The 21,655-nt window shown below is 42.2% G+C and carries 18 protein-coding genes; 3 read left to right on the top strand and 15 right to left on the bottom strand.

Going from position 1 to position 21,655, the window contains the following annotated elements:
• Positions 1-4: 4 nt before the first annotated feature.
• The 8 genes from atpA to C5749_RS15385 all read right to left on the bottom strand — a co-directional run bounded on the left by atpA (position 5) and on the right by C5749_RS15385 (position 7,260).
• Positions 5-1,579, bottom strand: coding sequence for a F0F1 ATP synthase subunit alpha (gene atpA / locus C5749_RS15420; RefSeq protein ID WP_105727136.1), 1,575 nt, complete (start codon positions 1,577-1,579; stop codon positions 5-7).
• A 50-nt stretch (positions 1,580-1,629) separates the two neighbouring features.
• Positions 1,630-2,175 carry a F0F1 ATP synthase subunit delta gene (locus tag C5749_RS15415; RefSeq protein WP_105727135.1) on the bottom strand — a complete coding sequence of 182 codons (546 nt, stop codon included), beginning with the start codon at positions 2,173-2,175 and terminating at the stop codon, positions 1,630-1,632.
• Positions 2,176-2,202: 27 nt separating this feature from the next.
• Positions 2,203-2,697, bottom strand: a complete 495-nt coding sequence (locus tag C5749_RS15410) for a F0F1 ATP synthase subunit B (protein ID WP_105727134.1) — start codon at positions 2,695-2,697, stop codon at positions 2,203-2,205.
• Between the two features lie 179 nt (positions 2,698-2,876).
• Entirely contained in the window at positions 2,877-3,080 is a 204-nt protein-coding gene (atpE, locus tag C5749_RS15405; RefSeq protein ID WP_105727133.1) for an ATP synthase F0 subunit C, read from the bottom strand.
• A gap of 47 nt (positions 3,081-3,127) precedes the next feature.
• Positions 3,128-4,291, bottom strand: a complete 1,164-nt coding sequence (gene atpB, locus C5749_RS15400) for a F0F1 ATP synthase subunit A (protein WP_105727132.1) — start codon at positions 4,289-4,291, stop codon at positions 3,128-3,130.
• A 17-nt stretch (positions 4,292-4,308) separates the two neighbouring features.
• On the bottom strand, positions 4,309-4,707 hold the full coding sequence (locus C5749_RS15395) for a hypothetical protein (RefSeq protein ID WP_105727131.1): 399 nt from the start codon (positions 4,705-4,707) through the stop codon (positions 4,309-4,311).
• An 89-nt stretch (positions 4,708-4,796) separates the two neighbouring features.
• Positions 4,797-5,009, bottom strand: coding sequence for an AtpZ/AtpI family protein (locus C5749_RS15390; protein ID WP_105727130.1), 213 nt, complete (start codon positions 5,007-5,009; stop codon positions 4,797-4,799).
• Positions 5,010-5,025: 16 nt separating this feature from the next.
• On the bottom strand, positions 5,026-7,260 hold the full coding sequence (locus tag C5749_RS15385) for a helix-turn-helix domain-containing protein (RefSeq protein ID WP_105727292.1): 2,235 nt from the start codon (positions 7,258-7,260) through the stop codon (positions 5,026-5,028).
• Positions 7,261-7,409: 149 nt separating this feature from the next.
• Here C5749_RS15385 and C5749_RS15380 point away from each other — a divergent pair, with 149 nt between their 5' ends.
• Positions 7,410-7,916: a cupin domain-containing protein gene (locus tag C5749_RS15380; RefSeq protein ID WP_105727129.1), complete on the top strand. Its 507-nt coding sequence runs from the start codon at positions 7,410-7,412 to the stop codon at positions 7,914-7,916.
• 61 nt (positions 7,917-7,977) lie between these two features.
• On the opposite strand, the gene C5749_RS15375 is transcribed toward C5749_RS15380, so the two are convergent.
• The 7 genes from C5749_RS15375 to C5749_RS15345 all read right to left on the bottom strand — a co-directional run bounded on the left by C5749_RS15375 (position 7,978) and on the right by C5749_RS15345 (position 20,449).
• Positions 7,978-9,996 (bottom strand): transglutaminase-like domain-containing protein, encoded by a 2,019-nt coding sequence (locus tag C5749_RS15375; RefSeq protein ID WP_105727128.1) that lies wholly within the window; start codon positions 9,994-9,996, stop codon positions 7,978-7,980.
• A gap of 94 nt (positions 9,997-10,090) precedes the next feature.
• The gene (locus C5749_RS15370; protein ID WP_105727127.1) at positions 10,091-11,368 is read right to left on the bottom strand and encodes a glycoside hydrolase family 88 protein; all 1,278 of its coding nucleotides are present in this window, start codon (positions 11,366-11,368) and stop codon (positions 10,091-10,093) included.
• 22 nt (positions 11,369-11,390) lie between these two features.
• A complete protein-coding gene (locus C5749_RS15365) occupies positions 11,391-13,301 on the bottom strand; it encodes a heparinase II/III domain-containing protein (protein WP_219848011.1) in 1,911 nt (636 codons plus the stop codon).
• The gene (locus tag C5749_RS15360; protein ID WP_105727126.1) at positions 13,298-15,004 is read right to left on the bottom strand and encodes a RagB/SusD family nutrient uptake outer membrane protein; all 1,707 of its coding nucleotides are present in this window, start codon (positions 15,002-15,004) and stop codon (positions 13,298-13,300) included. The genes C5749_RS15365 and C5749_RS15360 overlap by 4 nt, the downstream gene beginning before the upstream one ends.
• Before the next feature lie 10 nt (positions 15,005-15,014).
• The gene (locus C5749_RS15355) at positions 15,015-18,467 is read right to left on the bottom strand and encodes a TonB-dependent receptor (protein ID WP_105727125.1); all 3,453 of its coding nucleotides are present in this window, start codon (positions 18,465-18,467) and stop codon (positions 15,015-15,017) included.
• A gap of 129 nt (positions 18,468-18,596) precedes the next feature.
• A complete protein-coding gene (locus C5749_RS15350; RefSeq protein WP_105727124.1) occupies positions 18,597-19,769 on the bottom strand; it encodes a FecR family protein in 1,173 nt (390 codons plus the stop codon).
• A gap of 77 nt (positions 19,770-19,846) precedes the next feature.
• Positions 19,847-20,449, bottom strand: coding sequence for an RNA polymerase sigma factor (locus tag C5749_RS15345; RefSeq protein WP_105727123.1), 603 nt, complete (start codon positions 20,447-20,449; stop codon positions 19,847-19,849).
• A 526-nt stretch (positions 20,450-20,975) separates the two neighbouring features.
• Here C5749_RS15345 and C5749_RS15335 point away from each other — a divergent pair.
• Entirely contained in the window at positions 20,976-21,167 is a 192-nt protein-coding gene (locus C5749_RS15335; RefSeq protein ID WP_105727121.1) for a hypothetical protein, read from the top strand.
• 6 nt (positions 21,168-21,173) lie between these two features.
• A complete protein-coding gene (locus tag C5749_RS15330; protein WP_105727120.1) occupies positions 21,174-21,512 on the top strand; it encodes a hypothetical protein in 339 nt (112 codons plus the stop codon).
• Positions 21,513-21,655: the final 143 nt, after the last annotated feature.

Here is a 21,655-nt window from a genome sequence, read left to right as displayed (position 1 = left end):
GAATCTAATACTTTGACGCTAATTCCTTAGCTACTTTCTCCAAAACATCTGTCAACTCATCCGTAAATTTACCAGCTTTGAAAGCTGCTAAAACTTCTGGATGACGTTGCTCCAATTGTGTCAAGAACTCTTCTTCAAACTGACGAACTTTATCTACGGGAACAGCACGAAGCAATCCTTTTGTACCCGCATAGATAATCGCTACTTGCTTTTCCACCGAAACAGGTGAATATTGACCTTGTTTCAAGATTTCCACGTTACGGATACCTTTGTCTAATACCGCTTTAGTCGCTGCATCCAAATCGGAACCGAATTTAGCGAAAGCTTCCAATTCACGGAATTGTGCTTGATCTAGCTTCAACGTACCAGATACCTTTTTCATCGGTTTAATCTGCGCGTTACCTCCTACACGTGAAACGGAAATACCTACGTTAATCGCCGGACGGATACCTGCATTGAACAAGTTCGATTCCAAGAAAATCTGACCATCCGTAATCGAAATAACGTTTGTAGGAATATACGCCGAAACGTCACCAGCTTGTGTTTCAATAATCGGAAGTGCTGTCAATGAACCACCACCTTTTACTAAATGTTTGATAGATTCCGGTAAATCGTTCATGTTACGCGCGATATCATCTGATGCATTGATTTTCGCTGCTCTCTCCAATAAACGGGAGTGTAGATAGAATACGTCACCAGGATACGCTTCACGACCCGGTGGACGACGCAATAACAAGGATACCTCACGATACGCTACCGCTTGTTTCGACAGATCATCGTATACGATCAACGCCGGACGACCCGTGTCGCGGAAGAACTCACCAATAGCAGCGCCAGCCATTGGTGCGTAGAACTGCATCGGAGCTGGGTCTGCGGCTGATGCAGCAACAACAACCGTATATGCCATCGCTCCGTTTTCTTCCAGCACGCGTACGATGTTTGCTACCGTTGAATTTTTCTGCCCTACGGCAACATATATACAGAATACAGGCTCACCTGCATCATAAAATTCCTTTTGATTCAAGATCGTATCGATACAAACCGCTGTTTTACCTGTCTGGCGGTCACCGATAACCAACTCACGCTGACCACGGCCTACTGGAATCATCGCATCGATCGCTTTGATACCGGTTTGCAACGGCTCGGTTACAGGCTGACGGTAAATAACGCCCGGCGCTTTACGCTCAATTGGCATTTCGTACGTCTCGCCTGCTATAGGTCCTTTACCGTCAATAGGCTGACCCAAGGTATTTACAACACGGCCCAACATACCTTCACCTACTTTAATAGATGCAATCCGTTTGGTCCGTTTAGCAATATCTCCTTCTTTAATCTCATCCGAAGAGCCCAAAAGAACGACACCTACGTTGTCTTCTTCCAGGTTTAATACAATACCTTCTAATCCATTATCAAATTCAACCAACTCACCGGACTGAACTTTAGTTAAGCCGTATATACGAGCAATACCGTCACCAATGGCAAGTACGGTACCCACTTCCTCTAGTTCGGCTTCTGATTTAAAGTCCGACAATTGCTCTCTAAGAATTGCCGAAACTTCATCTGGTCTTACCTCTATCATTGTTATTATTATAAGGGTTTTTTGATTCTATTTCAATTTAATACCAAGGACTATACGCCTTGTGCTGCAAAATGCTTTTCTAATTTACCCAGCTTACCAGCAATACTTGCATCAATCTGCTTATCGCCTACACGTACCGTAAAGCCGCCGATCAACGATGGATCTACGACATTTTTAAGGATAACCGTTGCCATGGTTTCTGCCGCGATTATTTCTTGGAGCGCCGCCAGGTTTCCTTCAGAAAGAGCCGTCGCCGACGTCACGGAGGCTTTCACAATTCCTTTTTCTTCGTTATATTCACGAACAAACTCTTGCGCAATATCCAATAAGATAGCTGCACGTCCTTTGTTCACCAATAGGTAAAAGAAAGAAAGTACAGTAGAATTGATTTTCCCATCGAAAATCGCTGCCAGGATATTACGTTTCCTATCTCCTTTAATAATCGGATTTTTAAGGACAGCCAACAACTCGGAATTGGACTTCAACACCGAAATCACACCGTCCATATCCTTCTTCACGGCATCCAAATGACCTTGCTCCTCTGTTAGATCCAGCAGAGATTTAGCGTATCTTGATGCAACTGTAAAAATTGACATATTTTTAATTTAAATCTGAACAACCAGTTAGTTTAACTTCACATCTTTCAGCAAGTCACTTACAAAAGCGTCCTGTTTACCCTGATCTTCAAATTCTCTTGTTAAAACTTTACGGGCGATATCCAAAGATAAAGAAGAAACTTGATTTTTAACCTCAGCCAACGCCTTGTTTTTCTGCTCTTCGATTTCTCTCTTCGCTTGCTCCAATATCTTTTTGCCGGACGCTTGTGCTTCGTCTTTCGCCTCAGCAACGATCTTGTCTTTAAGCTCTTTCGCCTCTTTTAAGATATTATCCCGCTCAACGCGCGCTTCTTTTAATAACTGCTCATTTTCGTTGGTTAAACGAGTCATCTCTAATTTCGCTTTTTCTGCCGAATCTAGCGCATTTTGGATGTTTTCTTCTCTTTCTTTAATTGCTTTTAGCACAGGCTTCCAAGCAAATTTACCCAACAAGAATAACAGGATCAAAAAGCTAATGGTGTGCCAGAAAATCAGACCAATTTCGGGAATTAATAAATCCATATTATAATGCTATATATGACGTTTAAAGTTTCTTTTTTAACTAATGAATTTTCCTCTATGAATATCCCTTACCGGATGAAGAGAAAAGTAAACTTATGTAAGTTTGGATAAATAAAAGAACCCGAAGTGGCAACCCCAAAACAGGTTCTTTTAGTCCTTTGTGTTTCTTGAGGCAATTATTAAGCGATCAAAGAAACAACTACTGCGAATAGAGCAACCGCCTCGATAAAGGCAGCAGCGATCAACATGGCAGTTTGGATTTTTGAAGCAGCTTCAGGTTGGCGAGCGATAGATTCCATTGCAGAACCACCGATTTTACCAATTCCTAATCCAGCTCCGATAGCAGCTAAACCTGCTCCAATTGCGGCTAATGTACCAGTCATAGTTTTAATATATATATTAGTTGAAAAATTGTTCCCTTAATCTATTATTAATGTTCATGGTGTTCTTCGATAGCCATACCGATGAACAGCGCAGAAAGAATTGTAAATATAAATGCCTGTATAAAAGCGACTAACAACTCTATCAAACTGATAAAGATAGTAAATATAACCGAACCTCCAGCTACTGCACTTGCGTTAAAAATAAACGGCAAACACAATAAAGACAAGACTAGAATGTGGCCTGCAGTAATATTCGCAAACAAACGAATCATTAGCGCAAAAGGTTTTGTAAACACACCTATAATCTCGACAGGGATCATCAGTGGCTTCAACCACCAAGGTACTGGAGGATTAAAAATATGTCCCCAGTAATATTTATTCCCGTTAAATAAAATAATCAATAGCGTAATGACAGCAAGCACCATCGTCACAGCGATATTTCCTGTTACGTTGGCAGAACCAGGGAAAAATGGCACTAGTCCCAACATATTCATAAACCATATAAAAAAGAATACGGTTAATAGATAAGGCATAAAGCGCTCGTATCGATGTCCTAAGTTTGGAATAGCAATTTCATCGCGCACAAAAAGAATAATCGGTTCCATAAAAGACTGTATGCCTTTCGGTGCTTTTCCTGCATTTTTCTTATATCCTCTCGCAACCGAAAAGAACACCAGAATTAAAACAATGAATCCTAAAAAGATACTGAATACGTTTTTTGTAATGGAGAAATCTAGCGGACGCTTATTTGTTGCATGATGTTCATCATCATATACAATATAAGAACCGTGATCATTCGCTTGATCCGCCGCATAATAAATTTTACCGTGGTATTTTACGAATTGCTGTCCTTTTTTCTCCACGATTCTGGTACCATCGTCGTTCCGTGCAAATTCGCTAGAACAAAACGTTACCAAACCATTTTCTGTATATAATATAACAGGTAAGTAGATACCTACCCATTTTGATTTACCTTCCGGATCGCCGCCAAAAAAGGTAAATTCATGTGAATCACCGATGTGATGGAAAATAAAAGCTGTAATGTCAAAACCCTTCTTCTCGTGTGCATGATCATCTGCTGTTTCAGCATGCTGTTCCGAGGCAGATGTGGTGTTTAAAGAGGAGGCAAACGAAGAGAAAGAAGCTAGAAAAACGCACAAAATCATCAAAGTTCTGATTCTGGCTGAAGTTAAAAAGTGGCTTATTTCCATCTATACAATATTTTTAGCTATTTTATTTTGCGCCGCAAGTTACGTAACAAAATGATAACTTCAAAGCAGGACATTAATAAATATATACAAAAAAAATTCAGCCCTAATAACACCTTATTGTCTACTTTAAAACCATACAGAAAAACCATAAAAATACCGAGCGATACCAGCATTTTTATCATGACACCCCCAAGAATCGCATACACGCCAAGTTCCGGATTACTATGTATTCCAAGATACGATACCGCATAGGCAAATACCGTAACCAAATACAACAATATACAGAGTGGCACAAAAGTGCTATCTAAAAAACGGAGATCTAGCGATTGCTGCATGATATAAGCACCGCCAAAAACAAATACGCTTCCCAACAATAGCTTCCAGGCAAACTGCCCCGTGGCTTTTATTATTTTCAATGTGTTTCTCCTTCCGCCCTAAGAGGGACTTCTATTTTATTTACACGCTGTTTCTTTGTCCCCATTCATCACTCATAACTCATAACTTATCACTTCTTCCCCATACGTTGCACCTGCACAATAAGTTGATATAAGGAAATCAATACCGCGAACAAAGTCAGCCCTATTGTCCACCAGTTTTTTTCTACCGCATACTTTTCATCCAGCCAGCTTCCGAGCCAATAACCCGCAAAGATAGTTGCTAACATCTGGAAGGGCACACCGATCCATGTAGCCATCTTCCTGCGATTTGATTTTTCCATTTTAAACGGCCAACACTTAACTGTCTACTTTTAAATGTTCGACTTCCAGCACTTTTTGTCCCAACTTTATATCCGGATAGGAATAATCCTCTCCGAGTATCATCTTGATCTCCGAAGAGGACTTCCCTTCATTTTTACGCAATACATCCAATAGTATCTCCAGTTTTGGACCATCTATTAAATCTTCCGCTTCCACCTCATTTCCCACAAAATGGATAAGGTGACCGTATATCGTACCCACGACCATATTACGTTTCTGTGCTATATCCTCCACAGACAACCCATCCAGAAATAAATCTAAAGAAATAGTCTTGGTATCTTTTTCCACACCTTCCTCTACTGTTTCCTTGATTTCACTATCTTTTGCTTTTTCCTGTTGGCTGATCAGGTGCACCTGCTGTGAAAGATCGCCTTCATCTGTCAATATATCTGCAATCGTAAGGCAATGTGCCAACTGCTCCTTCTTACGTCTAAAATCCAATAGTATCGAGCGCAATTCCTGCACATATTTTTTGGTGCGCTTCTTAATCTGCCAGGCTTCAATATGCTCCTGCATCGTTAGCAATATCTCTTCGTCAAGTCGAGGTAAGAACCAAGCTACCGCAGCTTTTGTCCGCTCGCAGATTTTGCCATAATCAAGCGCTTCCTTATCGCGCAACATCGTATATAATAAGGTCACGAATTTATTCGCTACTTTTTCCTGTTCTTTCAGTACGGAGGAAATCTCCGTTAGATAAGCTATAGCGGCATCTTTACTGTCAATATTTCGGTTTTCCAACGATTCTTTTAGCTCATCTACACTTTCAACTAGCGTACCCCACCGAAAACTCTGCAGTACAATCTGGCCCAAATAATTACGTTGGCAAGATTCCAGTATCTTGGCCACCTCTGCATGCGCGATCATCCGTTGCATAAAGTCCACCACTTGGGCGTCTGTCCGGATGGAATGCATCGGAATTTTGGATTTTAACACCAGCCCCTCCAATCCGGTCAACCTACTCAATGCGACATATACCTGCCCCGCTGCAAACGAGGTACCGGCATCGATGACTGCCTTGTCAAAGGTAAGCCCCTGACTTTTGTGAATGGTAATTGCCCATGCTAGCCGTAACGGGAATTGGGAAAATGTTCCCATGACCTCTTCCTCTATCTTATCTTCACCTTTATTATACTTATATCGAATATTTTCCCAAGTCTCACGTCGTACCACGACGTCATCTGAACCATCGTTAAACCCCACAATCACTTGGTGACGATCTAAGTTCAGTTCCTTAACCGTTCCTATTTTTCCATTAAAAAATTTCCGATCTTCTCCGCTATCATTTTTAATGAACATCACCTGTGCACCTATTTTTAACGGGAGCATTTCATCGGCAGGAAAAGAAGCTTGCTGAAACTCATCTTTCACAACAGCCCGCACATTATGCATCGTCCCTTTCAACCGCGCCAATTCCTCCTGATTAATCGCTTCAGCTAATTTATTATGCGAAGTTAGGGTGATGTATTGTTCTCCTTCAGCCGGCGAAAAATCGGGTCGGTAGTGCTCGTTCAATCTCGCCAAATCGTCTGTTGAACATTTATTATTTCGGATATTATTTAATAAATCGATAAAATAACCATCGTTTTGCCGATATATCTTACTAAGCTCTAAAATAACGGGAGGATGTTCACGCAATACTTTGGCGTCAAAAAAGAACGGACTGCGATAATGGTCACGCAGCACCTGCCATTCGTGCTCCCGGACAACAGGTGGTAACTGGTAAAGATCTCCGATAAAAAGCATTTGTACACCACCGAACGGCCGCATATCCCGACGTACCGATTTCAAAATAACATCAATAGCATCCAACGTATCGGCACGTACCATAGAAACTTCATCGATAATCAACAGCTCAAGTTCCTGCAGAATAGCTCTCCGTTGCTTGGTGAGTTTGATGGTAGAAAACAGCCGGCTCTTATTATAGATATGGCTATCCTGTTCATTCCATTGCAAGGGATAATCTTCGATAAATGTTCCGAACGGCAACCAGAAGAGTGCATGGAGTGTGGTTCCTCCCGCATTCATTGCTGCTACTCCGGTAGGAGCTGTAACCGCCATCTTTTTATGCGAATTTTCCCGAATGTATTTTAAGAAAGTAGTTTTTCCAGTACCTGCTTTACCTGTTAGGAACAAATGCTGGTTCGTTTGATTTACAAAAGAAACAGCCTGCAAAAAGGCTTCGTTTTGCTTATCAAATTTTAATTCTTCCATCGATTTTCTTTTTAGGATTGTCAAGCATGTTACCGAGATTCAAATGTAAGAAAAGTTAAGGAGGTTAAGAACATGTATTGCGTAATTTCCAGAAAACTCATAACTTCACCAACAAAACAACAAAACATCACTTATCAGCACAAAGCGCTATGTCAGAAGAATACGTTAATAAAGGTGAATTATTTAGCCAGATAGAAGAAAAATTAAAAGAACAGGGGTTCGCGATTGACCATATTGACCAAACCCGTCCCTGGGGAGGTTTCTTTGTTATCGCCGAGGAACAGGCACAACAATTTGCAAACACCTATTTTGATGGATTAGACGTACAAAACCTCAAGATAGCAGGCAAATTAAGCCCTAAAATCCTAGTCGTCGCTCCTGAGAAGCGCTTATCTTGGCAATACCATCACCGCCGCGCTGAAATCTGGCGCGTTACACAAGGCGAAGTCGGTATCATCACCAGCGCTACAGATGAGCAGAATGAAGTTAAAAAATTAAAAGAGGGCGATGTTATCCGTCTCTCCCAAGGTGAAAGACATCGTTTAATCGGCCTGAAAACTTACGGCGTGGTAGCAGAAATTTGGCAGCACACCGATGCCAACAATCCGTCTGATGAAGGTGACATCGTACGGGTAGAGGACGACTTCGGAAGATAAGATATTATAAAAAACCGGTCCGCCTTAGAGGCGGACCGGTTTTTGGGAAATAATCGCATCACTACTTCCCGCCAAACAATGCTTTAATCGTATCAAAAAAGCCCGGTTTGGCGATTGCGACACCTAATCCAAACGCGCTTTCTTTCCCTATTGCTGCATATTTATCGCGCAGGCTCGGAATGTCTTCCACAGGCACTTCTACATTGGAAAGCGGGATATATTCAATTTTTGCCGTAGCACTATACTTGTCTACTTCTTTCTTTACGGTATATTTAAAAAACTCATAGTCTACGTCCATCTGCCGGTTCGTATAATGATCCTGCGTGTCTATCGGTTTATCGGAACGGATAGTAATTGAATATCGTTCACTATCATACGAATGCCAGAAACTGACATCTTTTAGTACGTAGTCCTTTAAATGGTTTTTCAGGACGTTACCATCATAAAATTTTAGGTATTTACGTCCATCATTCCCCAGAAAATATGGCTTATCGATCCTCGCCGTATACAGCGTTACAAAGACATTACCCACCTTATCGTCGTTCACCACAGTCAGCGACGCATCTTTAAACACCTGACGTTTATCATTTCCATTCTCACTTTCGACAAAATCCATACAACTGAAAACAAAGTTGTTTGTATTGTCTATTACGGCTTTTTTGTTAGTGGTTTTCACGTAGCGGCGCATCCCGTTTGCACGACCATAGCGGTACGTGGTTTTTATCGTAATCGTACCCACTTCATCTTTGACATCGAGCGTAATTTCATCAAAAATGGAAAAATCCGAACTTTTAAATGGTTCACGTTGTTGCAAAACACCATTTCGCTTAATTTCCATGTAATTCAGAAAGCTGATAAACGTACGATTCTCGAGCGTCCCATATTCGTCGCGATAGGTCGCATCTACAAAATAGGCTTTCTCTTTGTGACGCACTTTTACGATAACGTGGTTAAAATTAAATAACGAAGGCAAATAGTATTTCAAATAATAATCGGCATTGTAATTCACCAATGCAACGGACGAATCGACACCTAAATAATCCAGCACACATTTGAGCAGCACGGTTTTCGCTTTACAATCCCCCTGCTTAAATTCATACGTCACCCATGGATCTTGCGGCTTATGTCCGTGCATTTCCTCTTCATTGTATATATAACGAACATGGTTCTGCACGAACTCAACTGCCAACTGAATCTTTGCTTCGATATCGTCGCCAAGCGCATCCAGTTTAGCGACCAAATCGGGCGCGTACTCCGGAAGAGGTTTAGCCGTCAACGCGGCTTCGTAATACGGAACCACCAAATCCAGCAACTCTTCGTACGTATATTGTGTAGCAAAGTCAATAAAAGGAAATAGCTCCCGGTTAACGTCTACTGGGTTGAGATAATGCTCATAGCGCAGTGAAAACGTGTTTCCCGATCCTACCAACCCTTCTTCTACAGGCAATAAATCCCCCTGTTCATCACGAAAAAACTGTTTTTTATAAGCAACCGGCTTTGAACGTTTATTAATAAAGTCAAATGCATAACTTCCATACGCCCAGTATACATCCGGACTTGACCATACATACTTTGTCAACTCTTTACGCAAAAAATCCTTGTCTGTATAGGTTAGTACACGGGTATCTTCCACGAGAATAATATCGTAGAGACGTACATCTTTAATACTGATGTTTACTTTCTTGGAACTGTTGATAACACCATCCAGACTCTGCCCCTCGTTATCCAATACCTTGAATTTAGTATCGGGAAGCTTATCGATCAATACCCCATCGCGCACTATTGCAATACGATGAAAAATCATTTGCTCCGACGGATATAACACAAACTCGTTAACAGCGGCAAACTCTAGTGTACCCGGTTGTTGCACACTATAGGCCATACAGTTATATTCCGCATTTTGTGTATCATCTGTATATTGGATTTTTCGTAGAAAATAGCAATAGTCTTTACCTTCATCGTATTGCTGCTGGGAAAAGTCGCTTTCGACAATGTTGGACAACAATTCTTCTTCTGTCAATGGAGTAGCCCATGCTGCGGGCTCGCCAATCCTGTATTTTTCTTCTAATTCTTGTTCCATAAAAAGTACTGGCTTTGGCTAAACTTAGAAAAAATGTTCTACAATCGGATGCGTAAATGTAAAAAAATCACCATGAGTAATTCGTTGTTATTAATTACTCCCCATATGTTTTCAATCGGTACAGTCCTTCCAGATAGTAATAATCCGCATAAATTAACGGTACGTCGACCTCCGAATTGTGCGGCAAACTCCCGACACAATGCTGTAATAAAAACCCACCATTGGTTCCCTTCTCAGCAAAATATGCCGGTCCAGACAAGGTTGCCAACGTCTGCTTAGCAAAATCGATATAATTTTTGCCCTGCTCTCCATCGGTAAATTGTCCAAGTTCAAGAAGTGCTGAGGCGGTAATGGCTGCCGCAGAAGCGTCTCGGGGGATATAATCTAACTTCCGGGAAGAAAAGTCGACATCCGATTTATATCCACTCTGCTGGGCATTAAAATCCCAATAGGGAATTTTATCTTCCGGAAGATTTGGATGGTTGATGTAGAAATCTGCTGCGCGTTGTGCCGTCTCCAAAAAAGCCGGATTTTTTGTTTGACGGTACATCATGGTAAAGCCATAGATGGCCCATGCCTGCCCTCTCGACCATGTCGAATTATCCGCATAGCCCTGATTCGTTTGTTGATGGATCGCGTTGCCGACACTATCATAGTCCACCACGTGGTACGTGCTATAATCATCCCGAAAATGGTTTTCCATGGTCTTGGTAGCGTGGCTGACAGCCACTTCCCTATATTTAGGGTTTCCGGTAAGATCCGACACATAGCATAACATCTCCAAGTTCATCATATTATCGATAATAACCGGATATCTCCACAAAGTCTCGCCATCCCATGATGCTTTTTCATTCCATGATTTGATAAGGCCCACTTTCGGATCATAGCGTTTTAACGCTGTTTCAGAGGAGTGAATTAAAATATCCTTATACTGTTTCACTTTCTGTTCATCATCTAAAAAACGTATGGCATTGCCATACGGACAATACATCACAAAACCAATGTCATGGTGCTGATCGAGATCTTTTGCCGCTTCGAGCGCTTCCGTCCATTTGATCGCATCTGTTTTTATCTCTTCATTTTGCGTGTGTTCATAGATATACCATAATGCTCCTGGAAAGAAGCCTCCTGTCCAATCCCATTCATCTGTACCAATTATATTTCCATCTTTATCTAACGTGCGCGGAAAAGCCTGGATACGTTCCCCTGCGGCGCTAAGCATTTTATATTGTTCTTCCGCAGCAGCAAAACTTGTATCTATAAAATTCGCCTTTTTCTTTTCGTTTGGCTGACAGCCAATCAAGGATATTCCTAATCCTAAAACCAACACTAGCTGGTTTCCAACTTTATAGTTTTTCTTTATGTTGTTCATACTTTATTATGTCAATAATCCCTTATTTAATGGTAAAGGTATAGCTGCCTTTTCGCTGCGTATTTTTTGCTTTTAGATTTATCCGATATAGGTACTGACCCCACACTTTACTCAAGCGCGGATCATCTTGTTCTATAGTATCAATCGAAGCTTCGAATTCGTTGACATCAAATGTCAATGCATGCTCTCCATTTCCTAAAGATATTCTTCCGTTTGAAATAACAGGATTTTCCGCGACCATAAAATGAACCATATTTGGACTATTGGCCTGTTTTAGATTGAAATCGTCATGAATAAACAATATACCATCTTTCATTTCATAGGAGCGTACCCATCTTTTTATTTGCGCTTCGACCGGATAAGCCGTTGCAATATCCAGTTTAAAAACAAGTTTCTTTGGATCAAAGGAGACATCGCTAGATTTATAAGAAGCGCCGAAACGCTGATCGTGTCCATTAATCTGTGGAAGGTTATGATAGCCGCTCTGCATTGTCCAGATATCGTAACGTTCTTTACTGAAGGTCTTCTTAGTATACGTTCCTACACCGGCATCGATAAATAACGGCTTCCCTTCTTTATATAAAATAAAACTGCCGATATCGTTGTGATTATGGCTTTCGTTATTATACCCACCTTTCGCCGCGAAAAAGGTATTTTTATCTTTGAGGTAGAGAAACTCGGTTTCGGGATACCACTTAGAGGTATTTTGGGGAAGCTGTGCTTGCTGCTTCTGGAAGGTCGGATAACACAAAAAGTTTTCCAGTGTGCGGAAAGCATCTCTTCCTTCAATCACGTTGAAAGACGATCTTTGTTCGGTGAGGTATTTTGCGAATTGCATCATTTCCATACTGTGCACATCTTGGCCATACCGGAAAATCAACAACGGATCTCCGCCGCCTTTGGCGGAGGCATCAGCGAAGTTGACTACCCAACGATCTCCGCCAATATAGGACTGGGAAATATATTCTCCCATGTTTTTTACGATGGGATGCTCAAAGATGGAAACCTTATTATTCGTGGCATACGACAGCAACTTGAGGTAATCATAAAGTTTGCCGGCAGCATGCCCCCAATAAGAGGGACCTTCTTCGCAGGCGCCATCAGCTTTTACATAATTGATAAACTGATCCACCGATGTCATTGTCTTATAAACACCCTGTAATTTCTTACCGGTATCGCCTTCCACTAACAAAAGCGCAGTCAACACATTAAAATTACACCAAGGATTCCAGTTGTTTACGAGCTGGCCTTCGTCGATATCCAATGCCTGCCACCACATATCGTTACGGGTTAGATAAGGTTCGATGACACGTTCTTGTACATTCAGCTTAATGCGTTCACTAATAGCCGGGTTTACCTTATCGAACTCCGGTTGCAGGAAATAATATATCCACGACATCAGGGAGCCTAAATCACCTGCCATCAAATCGAACACATGCGTACCTTGCTGCGGAAGTGTACGTTTGGACGACTGAAACGCCGGTAGATGAGCTGATAGTGACCAAGTACTGATTTCGGTTACGTACCACGAACCGTTGATAATCTGATCCAGGTATCGCCCCTTACCTTCTGCCAGTTCGGCCATCACTAAACCCGTGAGTGCTTTGATATTCTCATTGAGGGGCTTTTCCATAATGACACGCGAACCAGACCGCTCATATTCCAGATAATCCGTTGCTTTTACGACTTGCCACTCGTAATCCAGATACTTGTCACCCTCTTTCAGGAGTTGCTCGTAGAACGGCGCTGTCAACTGTTTCCATCCCGTGCGGTCGCTGTAGTCCGGATAGGCAACCCAGCCGTTACCCGTTGCCAAGTATTGCTGCACGTCATCTATCGTATAGTTTTTGGTCAATAAGTCAACGTCTCTGGCCTGCGTAAAATGCAGACCAAAGATGTTAAACAATAAGATTATAATACCCTGTTTCATCATTTCCATTCGTTATTTTGTTCCAACGCCGGGTTGATTTCTATCTCCTGTCCCGGAATTGGCCATATTTTATGTCTGTCTTGATACTGTCTGGTCACTAGATTATCTCCCACAATACTTTTTTCAATGAACGCATTAGACACTTCTGCCAGTTGTTCCCAACGTTTCAGATCGAAATAGCGAAGACCTTCCCCTGCAAGTTCTACCTTACGTTCGTGGCTGATACGTTTACGCATTTGTTCTTTATCAGCAACCGCAAGATAAGGATTTCCGCTGTTTAATCCCGGCATATCCGAACGTTCCCGTACTTTATTCAGTTCAGTAATGGCCTGCGCCAGCTTATTGTCTTCATTATAGGCTTCGGCAAGCATCAGCAACACATCCGCATAGCGGATCAATGGAAAATTAATAGGTACATGCTCTCTATTGGTCAGCGCGCCATTCATATTCTCTTCAGGCACAAATTTACGCCATAAATACGTCATCCAACCTCTGTTGTTACGGATCTGCCCGAAGTTTTCGTTCGCACCGGTAGCCAGAACAAGCTGCATCTGGCGTGGCGCATTGGCATTCCATCCCAAATAAAATGAATAAGGCACAATCAGCGTCTGCATCATACGCGGGTCCCTATGCCGGTATATATCCAATAGCTTTGTCGTATCTGGGACGTGGTTGAGCTGCCCATTACTTAGCGTAGACACCATCGCTTGCTTTTTCACTTCGTTGTTTTCGTTGTAATTCGGGAAGTGATCGTTCCAGTTGAACGGAGAGCCATCTTTGTTCTCATAACTGTCTCCAAGACGGGTACTCGGCATACTGTTGTTCCAGCAGCTGCCAAATGTTGAACGTGTCCCCATATATTTGGCCATCGGCATACCGTAGTCAAAACCCGTTCCGCCCATATTCTGGATAGCAAAAATCATTTCGGGTTGATTATCCCCTTCCATCGTGAACAAGGAAGCATAATCATCCGCTAAAGAGTAGCCATAATTGTTGCTCTTGTTCTGTACAATTTCTTCAAAATCAGCGATGGCCGCACCCCAGTTCTTATTATACAGTTCCACTTTTCCACGAAGGGCGTAGGCAGCCCCTTTCGTTACCCGGCCGGTATGCGCTGCATCATAAGAAACCGGCAGATTTGTAACCGCAAATTGAAGATCATCCCGGATAAACTTCATTACATCGGCAACTGACGAGCGTGGATTCCTTAGTTCAGCATAGTCGCGGTTGATATCGACACTTTCGTTATATAACGGTAATGCCCCGTATAAATTGGTCAATTGAAAATATACTAGTGCCCGTAGGAATTTAGCCTCTCCGATGAACACCTTTTTCTTCCCTTCTTCCAATGCCCCTATTTGTTGTATCTGCGCAATAGCATGGTTACAACGCTGGATCAAATCGAACCCCGATTTCCATCGGTCCACTATTCCGCTCGAACGATCGGTAAACGTCCCTGCGATCACGTCACCAAAACCTACGGGATCATACCCCATTCCGACATCGGTGAGGTTATCATAAGCGAACTGCAGACCGAACACATTGTTTTTCTTTAGCGCATTATAGCACCCCAATACCCCGGCCAAGGCGTGTTCCTCCGTTTGCCAGAATGTGGTCGCATTGACCCTATCATAAGGGACGGTATCCAGCTTATAACAGGAGCTAAAAGCTAAACATCCTAATAATAATATCGAATATTTTTTCATCTCTAATCGTTTAAAAAGTAAGACTTAAACCAAATACCGCTTGTTTCATCGTTGGGTACTGCGTTCCACTAACTTCCGGGTCGAACCCCATGTAATTGGTGAGTGTCCAGAAGTTTTCCAGCGATCCGAAAACACGAAGGTTTTGGACAGCAAAACGCTCCGTTATGCTATTCGGCAAGGTATAGCCAAGTTGGATATTCTTTACACGCAAAAATGATTTATTCTGTAACCAGAAATCACTATTGCGGATATTCCGTGTATCGGTATAGGGCAACAAGCGCGGATACTTCGCATCGGTTTCGCCTTCTACCCATCTGCCATCGGCTATATCTTGATTAATCTGATATCCCCACCGCACGTTTGGTGTGAAGTAATTGTCAGTCCATACGACTTTATTTCCGGCGTTACCTTGCAACAACATCGAAAAGTCAAATCCTTTATAATCCAAGCCGAGATTGAAACCAAAGGTGATGCGAGGTGCAGTCCCATTGCCTACCGGCACCCGGTCGTCGTCGTTAATCACACCGTCACCATTGACATCCTTATATAACAAATCACCTTGTACAGGTCTACCATAAGCGGCAAAGGGATTCATCGGATTACCCGTATCGGGATTGATAGGTGCATTGTCTACCATCTGCTGTACCAATTGCATATCCGCTTCGGTTTGCACGATACGATCGGCCAACAGGATATACTGTGTGTTAATAGCATAGCCTTCTTGAATAAGGTTTGCGCCATTTATCGCCCTGTCCTCGCCTTTGAACTTCAAGACTTTGTTATCGATAAAGGTAAAGTTTCCGCCAATATTGTATCGGAAATCATCTTTAATTGTGCCGCGGTAGTTCAGGTTAAGTTCTACGCCGGAATTTCTGACTTTTGCAGCATTAGTACGTGGAATCGTCGCATCCCCGACCACCAATGGCGCCGGAAGATCGATCAGAATATTATTGGTCACTTTGTTAAAAACATCGATCGAACCTGTTAGGCTATAGTTGAACAAATCGAAGTCAATACCGCCATTGAGAATATAAGTACTTTCCCAGGTCAAGAGTGAATTGCTCAAACCCGTTTGAGCAAACCCGATGAAGAGTTGGTTGTTCAGCACATAGTTTGCCGCATTGTATAATGTAAGGTATTCGTAGTTATTGATTTTATCATCATATCTAAATCGTGTGTCAATCGTCCCGTTATTCCCCAATGCACCATATGACCCCCTGATCTTCAAACTAGGCATCCAGCTTACATTATAGAAGTCTTCCGAAGATATCTTCCATCCTGCCGATACCGAAGGGAATGTACCCCAGCGACTTTTGCCTGTCATAAACCGCGACGAACCGTCTGTTCTTAGATTGGCTTCCAACAGGTATTTATCATCCCATGCTAAATTTATCCGACCGAAGAACGAACGCATGGCCCAGTCTGTCAAGTTACCGGCGGCCGCGGCATCCATGGTTGCCGCATTTAATACCGAGAGGCTTGGATCGATGAGATCGAGTTTAGATGCTCTGAACCATCCGTCTTTATAGTATTCCTGGCTAGCACCGACCATCACTTCGTAACTTAAGCGGTTATCGATTGCTTTGTTTTCATAGCGCGCAATACCGTCCATGTAATACCGGTATGTTTTGACAGATTCGTTGGTAACCGAAGTACGTCCTGTTCCAGCTGAAGCCACGGTATTGGACAAAAAATTCCAACGATCATTAAACAGCGGTTGCCAGTAAACAAAATCGTCATCATAGGTATAGGTATACGATCCCTCAATCGACAATCCCTCTATGGGTTTGAGTTTTGCAAAAAAGCGAGATACCAACCTGTTTTTGTTGATGTCGCCCTTCCTACCATAAAGGCGATGCAACACGTTATTTGCCTGCGGATCGTCTTCAGGGTTATTGACCGATCCAAAACGTCCATCAGGAGCACGTAGCACCATACCGGGTGTACTTGCACCTGCGAATTCAAAAACCTGTGTAATGATATCGGTTCCCGCGTCCGTTTTTGAAACCACACCGTTCACGTTTGCGCCCAGTGTTAGCCAAGGTTTAACATCTGCTTCCAAATTGACACGTCCGCTGTGCCGTTTATAGGTTGCTTGCTCAATGATACCCGGGTTATCCAGCAGACCATACGACCCAAAGAATTTTATCTTTTCACTTCCACCACTAAACGATAGGTTATGGTTTTGGCTGAGTTTGCGTTGAAATACTTCGTCAACCCAATCTGTATTTGGATACTTTAATGGGTCTTTTCCCTCATTTGCACGCCATAAATCGATCATTTCCTGCGAAAAAATAGGATTGGCATTCGGATCACCATTTTTGTAACCTTCGTTTATCAATTCCATATAGTTCGCGTAATTGGATACGGTATTGATCGTATTGGAAGGCTGCTGCGTAGAGAAGTAGTTATTATATACCAATCGGAACTGATCGGTCTTACCACGTTTGGTCGTAATCAGGATAACACCGTTCGCTGCACGTGACCCGTAGATTGATGCAGATGCCGCGTCTTTTAATACGGATATACTTTCGACATCCTGCGGATTGATTAGGTTCATGTCGCCGACTACCCCATCAATCACCACCAATGGATTGGCGTTGTTCAGTGTTCCTTGCCCGCGCACTCTCAGCGTACCACCATCATTTCCCGGTCTGCCCGATCCTTGATTGACATACAAGCCGGGAGCTTGCCCGGCTAATCCTGCGGAAAGCGATGTAATCGGACGGCTATCGACTACTTCGGACATATTTACGGAAGCCACCGATCCGGTTAGGTTTTCTTTTCGCTGCGTACCAAAACCGACAACGACTACTTCATCGAGGTCACTCATAGAAGCTCTTAACGTCACCCGGACAACACCGCTGCTGCCTACCGTTTCCCGATGAGGTTCATATCCCATCAACGAAAAACTCAACGTAACCTGTGGTGCGGAACTCTGCAATTCGAATTCCCCCTCGCCGCCTGTGGACGTGGCATTCGTGGTACCTATCTCTGCAACGGTAACACCCGATAACGGCGACCCTTCTTCATCGATTACGGTTCCTTTAATGGTGCGCTGTACGGACTCTTCTGTCCCGCTACGACTGGTTGATTCCACCGCTCTATGCGATCTGTTTACTTTTTTATTACTGATCAGGATCGTTTTATCATCAATGGTATAGTTTAACGGTAAGTCTTTTAGCACCACATCTAGGAACTGTTTTAGCTGTGCGTTGTGCACATCAACATGTACCGGATTGATAGCTTTCAACTCATTATAGTTGTAAAGTACAACGTAGTTGGTTTTTTGTTCTATCAGTTTAAAAACTTGTTCTAACTTAATAGATTTGGATTTCAAGGAAAGCGTCTGTGAGAATGTCTCGGCATGCAATGGTAAATTGCTGATCAGGAACAACGGAAGAATCTTACAGAAAACAAGCAGATTCCGATATGCTCCATCCCTGGTTTGTTTATTCGTCATAGTATACTGAATGAGGTTTATAGTTAATAAAATAGCATTTTGTTAAATCTTTTCGGTTGCGTTTGTCTTCATTATAAAATTAAGGTGGACGCCGGGTTAGCTTTATCATTTTATTATATTTTAAGTCGTTTATTTGCTATGTTTTGTGATAATCAATTTTCGGTCAGTAGTCACTTCGCCATGGATATCGAAATTCGCTTCCAGAAACTCGAGAAAAGTCGAAAGCCGTACCCCTCTACTCATTTTACCGCCTAACAGGACGGAAGGAACTTTTTCTTCGTATACGATATCCAGCTGATACCATCGTGCAATAACACGCATACATTCTTCCACATCCATACCGTGGAAATCGAATATGCCGTCTTTCCAAGCGACAATACTGGCAGCATTGACGTCGCGTGTCGCTATTTTCTGTGCATCTTTATCCAGGATGGCTTGTTGATTGGGTTTTAATATCAACTTTTGACTATCATTGGCAACCGCTAACGATCCCCGTTGGAGCGTTGTCTTCACCATAGGTTCTTCGGTATATGCGCTGATGTTAAAAGCTGTTCCTAACACCTCTACTTGCTGCCCATTGATCTCCACGGTAAAGGGAAGATCGGGATTTTTAACCACGTCAAAATAAGCTTCTCCTTCTAAACGTAAGGCACGGTTATCTGTTCCGAATCCTGTATTATATGTCAACTCGCTTCCGGCATTCAGCCATACCTGTGAACCGTCTGCCAACATAAGTTGGTATTGTCCGCCTAGAGGGGTTTTCACCTGAACCGATTGCTGCGCACCGGTGGTTGTTAATAATTGCCCATCGCCGTAAAAAAGACTATCTGCCCCTAGTACCAGTTCCCCTTGATCAGTATCCAGTTCAAAATCTTGTCCATTTACCGTGATTGTCGCCCGGTTACCACCCGGCATAATAGTCGAAGCAATACCGCGGTCTGCTGCAGGAGATAAGTTTTCACGCCGTTGCGATAGGTAAGTGATGGTAAATACAACGGCCAACATGGCCGCTATACCAATCGCCAGGCGTATGTTGAACAGCTTTCTTTGCGGCGTCCGTGTTTGTTCAGGAATGATTTTCGATAAAATATCCTCTTGGAGGAGTTCTACACGTTCCTGTATAAAATCAAGGTTTTCCGGCGTGTGTTCTTCATCGAGTATATTACGGATTGCTATATGCAATTGCTCTTCATCCACTTCCTCGATTAAAGCAAATAGTTCTTCCAACTGTGATCGTTCCAGTTGGTCATTTATAAAAGCGCATAAAAGCGTATAGATTTTATCATTTTTGTCCAAAGCCATCAATCGTTAGGTTTATCGCTTACTTATATCCTATACGAACGACGGGACAAAACACACTATTGGGCTAGTGATTTTTTTCAGAAAGACAATATGGCGATAAAAATAAGGCTAATGAGATAATCTTCCCGGTAGTTTTTCACGATATATTCTCTGATATCTTTCATAGCAGAAACTAATTGGTTGCTGACAGTAGAGACAGAAATCCCCATCACTTCCGCCACTTCTTTATAGCTTTTATCTTCGAGCTTGCACTGAATCAAGATTTCTCTTCTTTTTGGAGGAAGGCTCTGAATAGCTTCCTGTATAATGCGTGCCTTTTCTTTGTCAAACACTTCCTCTTCGGTGTGTACATAAAAGCTGATTGAAGCTGCCCAAAGTTCTAATTGCAGTGCTTTATCACGACCGATCTTACGAAACAGATCAATCGCCATATTATCAGCCATGCGGTAGATAAACGTTTTAAAGCCCTTTTCCGGTATAATCTCTTCCCGTTTATTCCATATTTTTATGAATACATCTTGTAAAATCTCTTCAACGCTTTCGGGATTCTTGAGCAACCGCAACAAGCGTTGGTAAAGAATGGGCGCATATTTTTTATACAATTGGTTAAATGCCGCTATACTGTCTTGCTTCATTTCCTCCAAAAGTTTTGCCTCATCAAAATATACTTCTTCTTTCATCCCTTAGCGAGCCATAGTACAATATAAATAAAGAAAAGTAATTTCCGTAAAGTATAGGGAAAGCCTATCTTCCATAGCTGATTTCTGATTACGATTTACATGTGCAGAAACCGGTGCAGCTATGTTGATCGTAAAAGCTCCTATAGACAGTACGGATACTTGTTTTAGTAGATTCCTGCTGTTATTCATATCAATGGTTCGTCAAGGTTTTCACATAACGGTATGCAAATCAATATTACATAATAAAAAGCAAGGGTACAAAAAGAAGTTTTAAGCAATCGATTGCTTAAATAGTGACGATTCGTATTTCCGAACGTTATCTCATTGGGCCGTAGGGTGCGTAAGCTTTTTAAAAGCAAATTTGGTTCATTATCTTTTTTTCTATATTTGAATAACATCAAAACAAAACCATTATGACAAATTTGCTCAACAACCACAAGCTTTTCCCGAGAAAAGCAATGATCGATGTCTTCACTGATCTCTTTAAAATCTTACCCGAACTGATAGGTGAATTAACACCGGAAGGATGGGAAGAAAGTCCGTATCACGCGCTGTTCCATCTCAACGCGAGAGAACATTTCTATTTTTAGAAGCTGCGTTTAAACTCGTCGATAATGTGGAACTTACCGATATGGGCGAACGGTTCTCAATCGATATCGTCGATTTCTACACAGATGTGGACAGCCATAACGAAGACCTTAAGGAACTCCATACGTAGGTTGTTATGGAAATGCAATGGTTAAACGACTGGGCGGACTATATCTATGAAAACGAAGACTGGTTTGATGATCAGGAAGACGAAGAAGACAAACTGATACACCAAGTCTTTCGCCATTACAATACGGTTTCTATAGATATCGTCTCACTGGATCGGGATCAGCAGGATTTTTTTGAGGTTATTTCCGATATCCGTAAACTCCAACAAGCCTATTTTGATTATGGTAAGGAAGTATCTGAACAATACACCCGTATACACCACGCATCTGAAGAAGTTTACCAAAGAACCTTACGGGTGCAGGAATATGTAAATAAGCACTTCCCGTTGGATAAGAAATCGGACTAAACTCCTACATAAAAATGTAGTCAACCGCAAAAAGTCGTACATAAAGATGATTAATACCACAAAAGCTGATACACAAGCTGCCCAGATAGAGGGCGGAACCAAACCGTAGACCGAATCTAAATAACAAATACAATTTCCGCAAT

This window comes from Sphingobacterium gobiense (assembly GCF_002980575.1).
GTDB lineage: Bacteria > Bacteroidota > Bacteroidia > Sphingobacteriales > Sphingobacteriaceae > Sphingobacterium > Sphingobacterium gobiense.
This window is presented reverse-complemented; position numbering and strand designations above follow the sequence as displayed.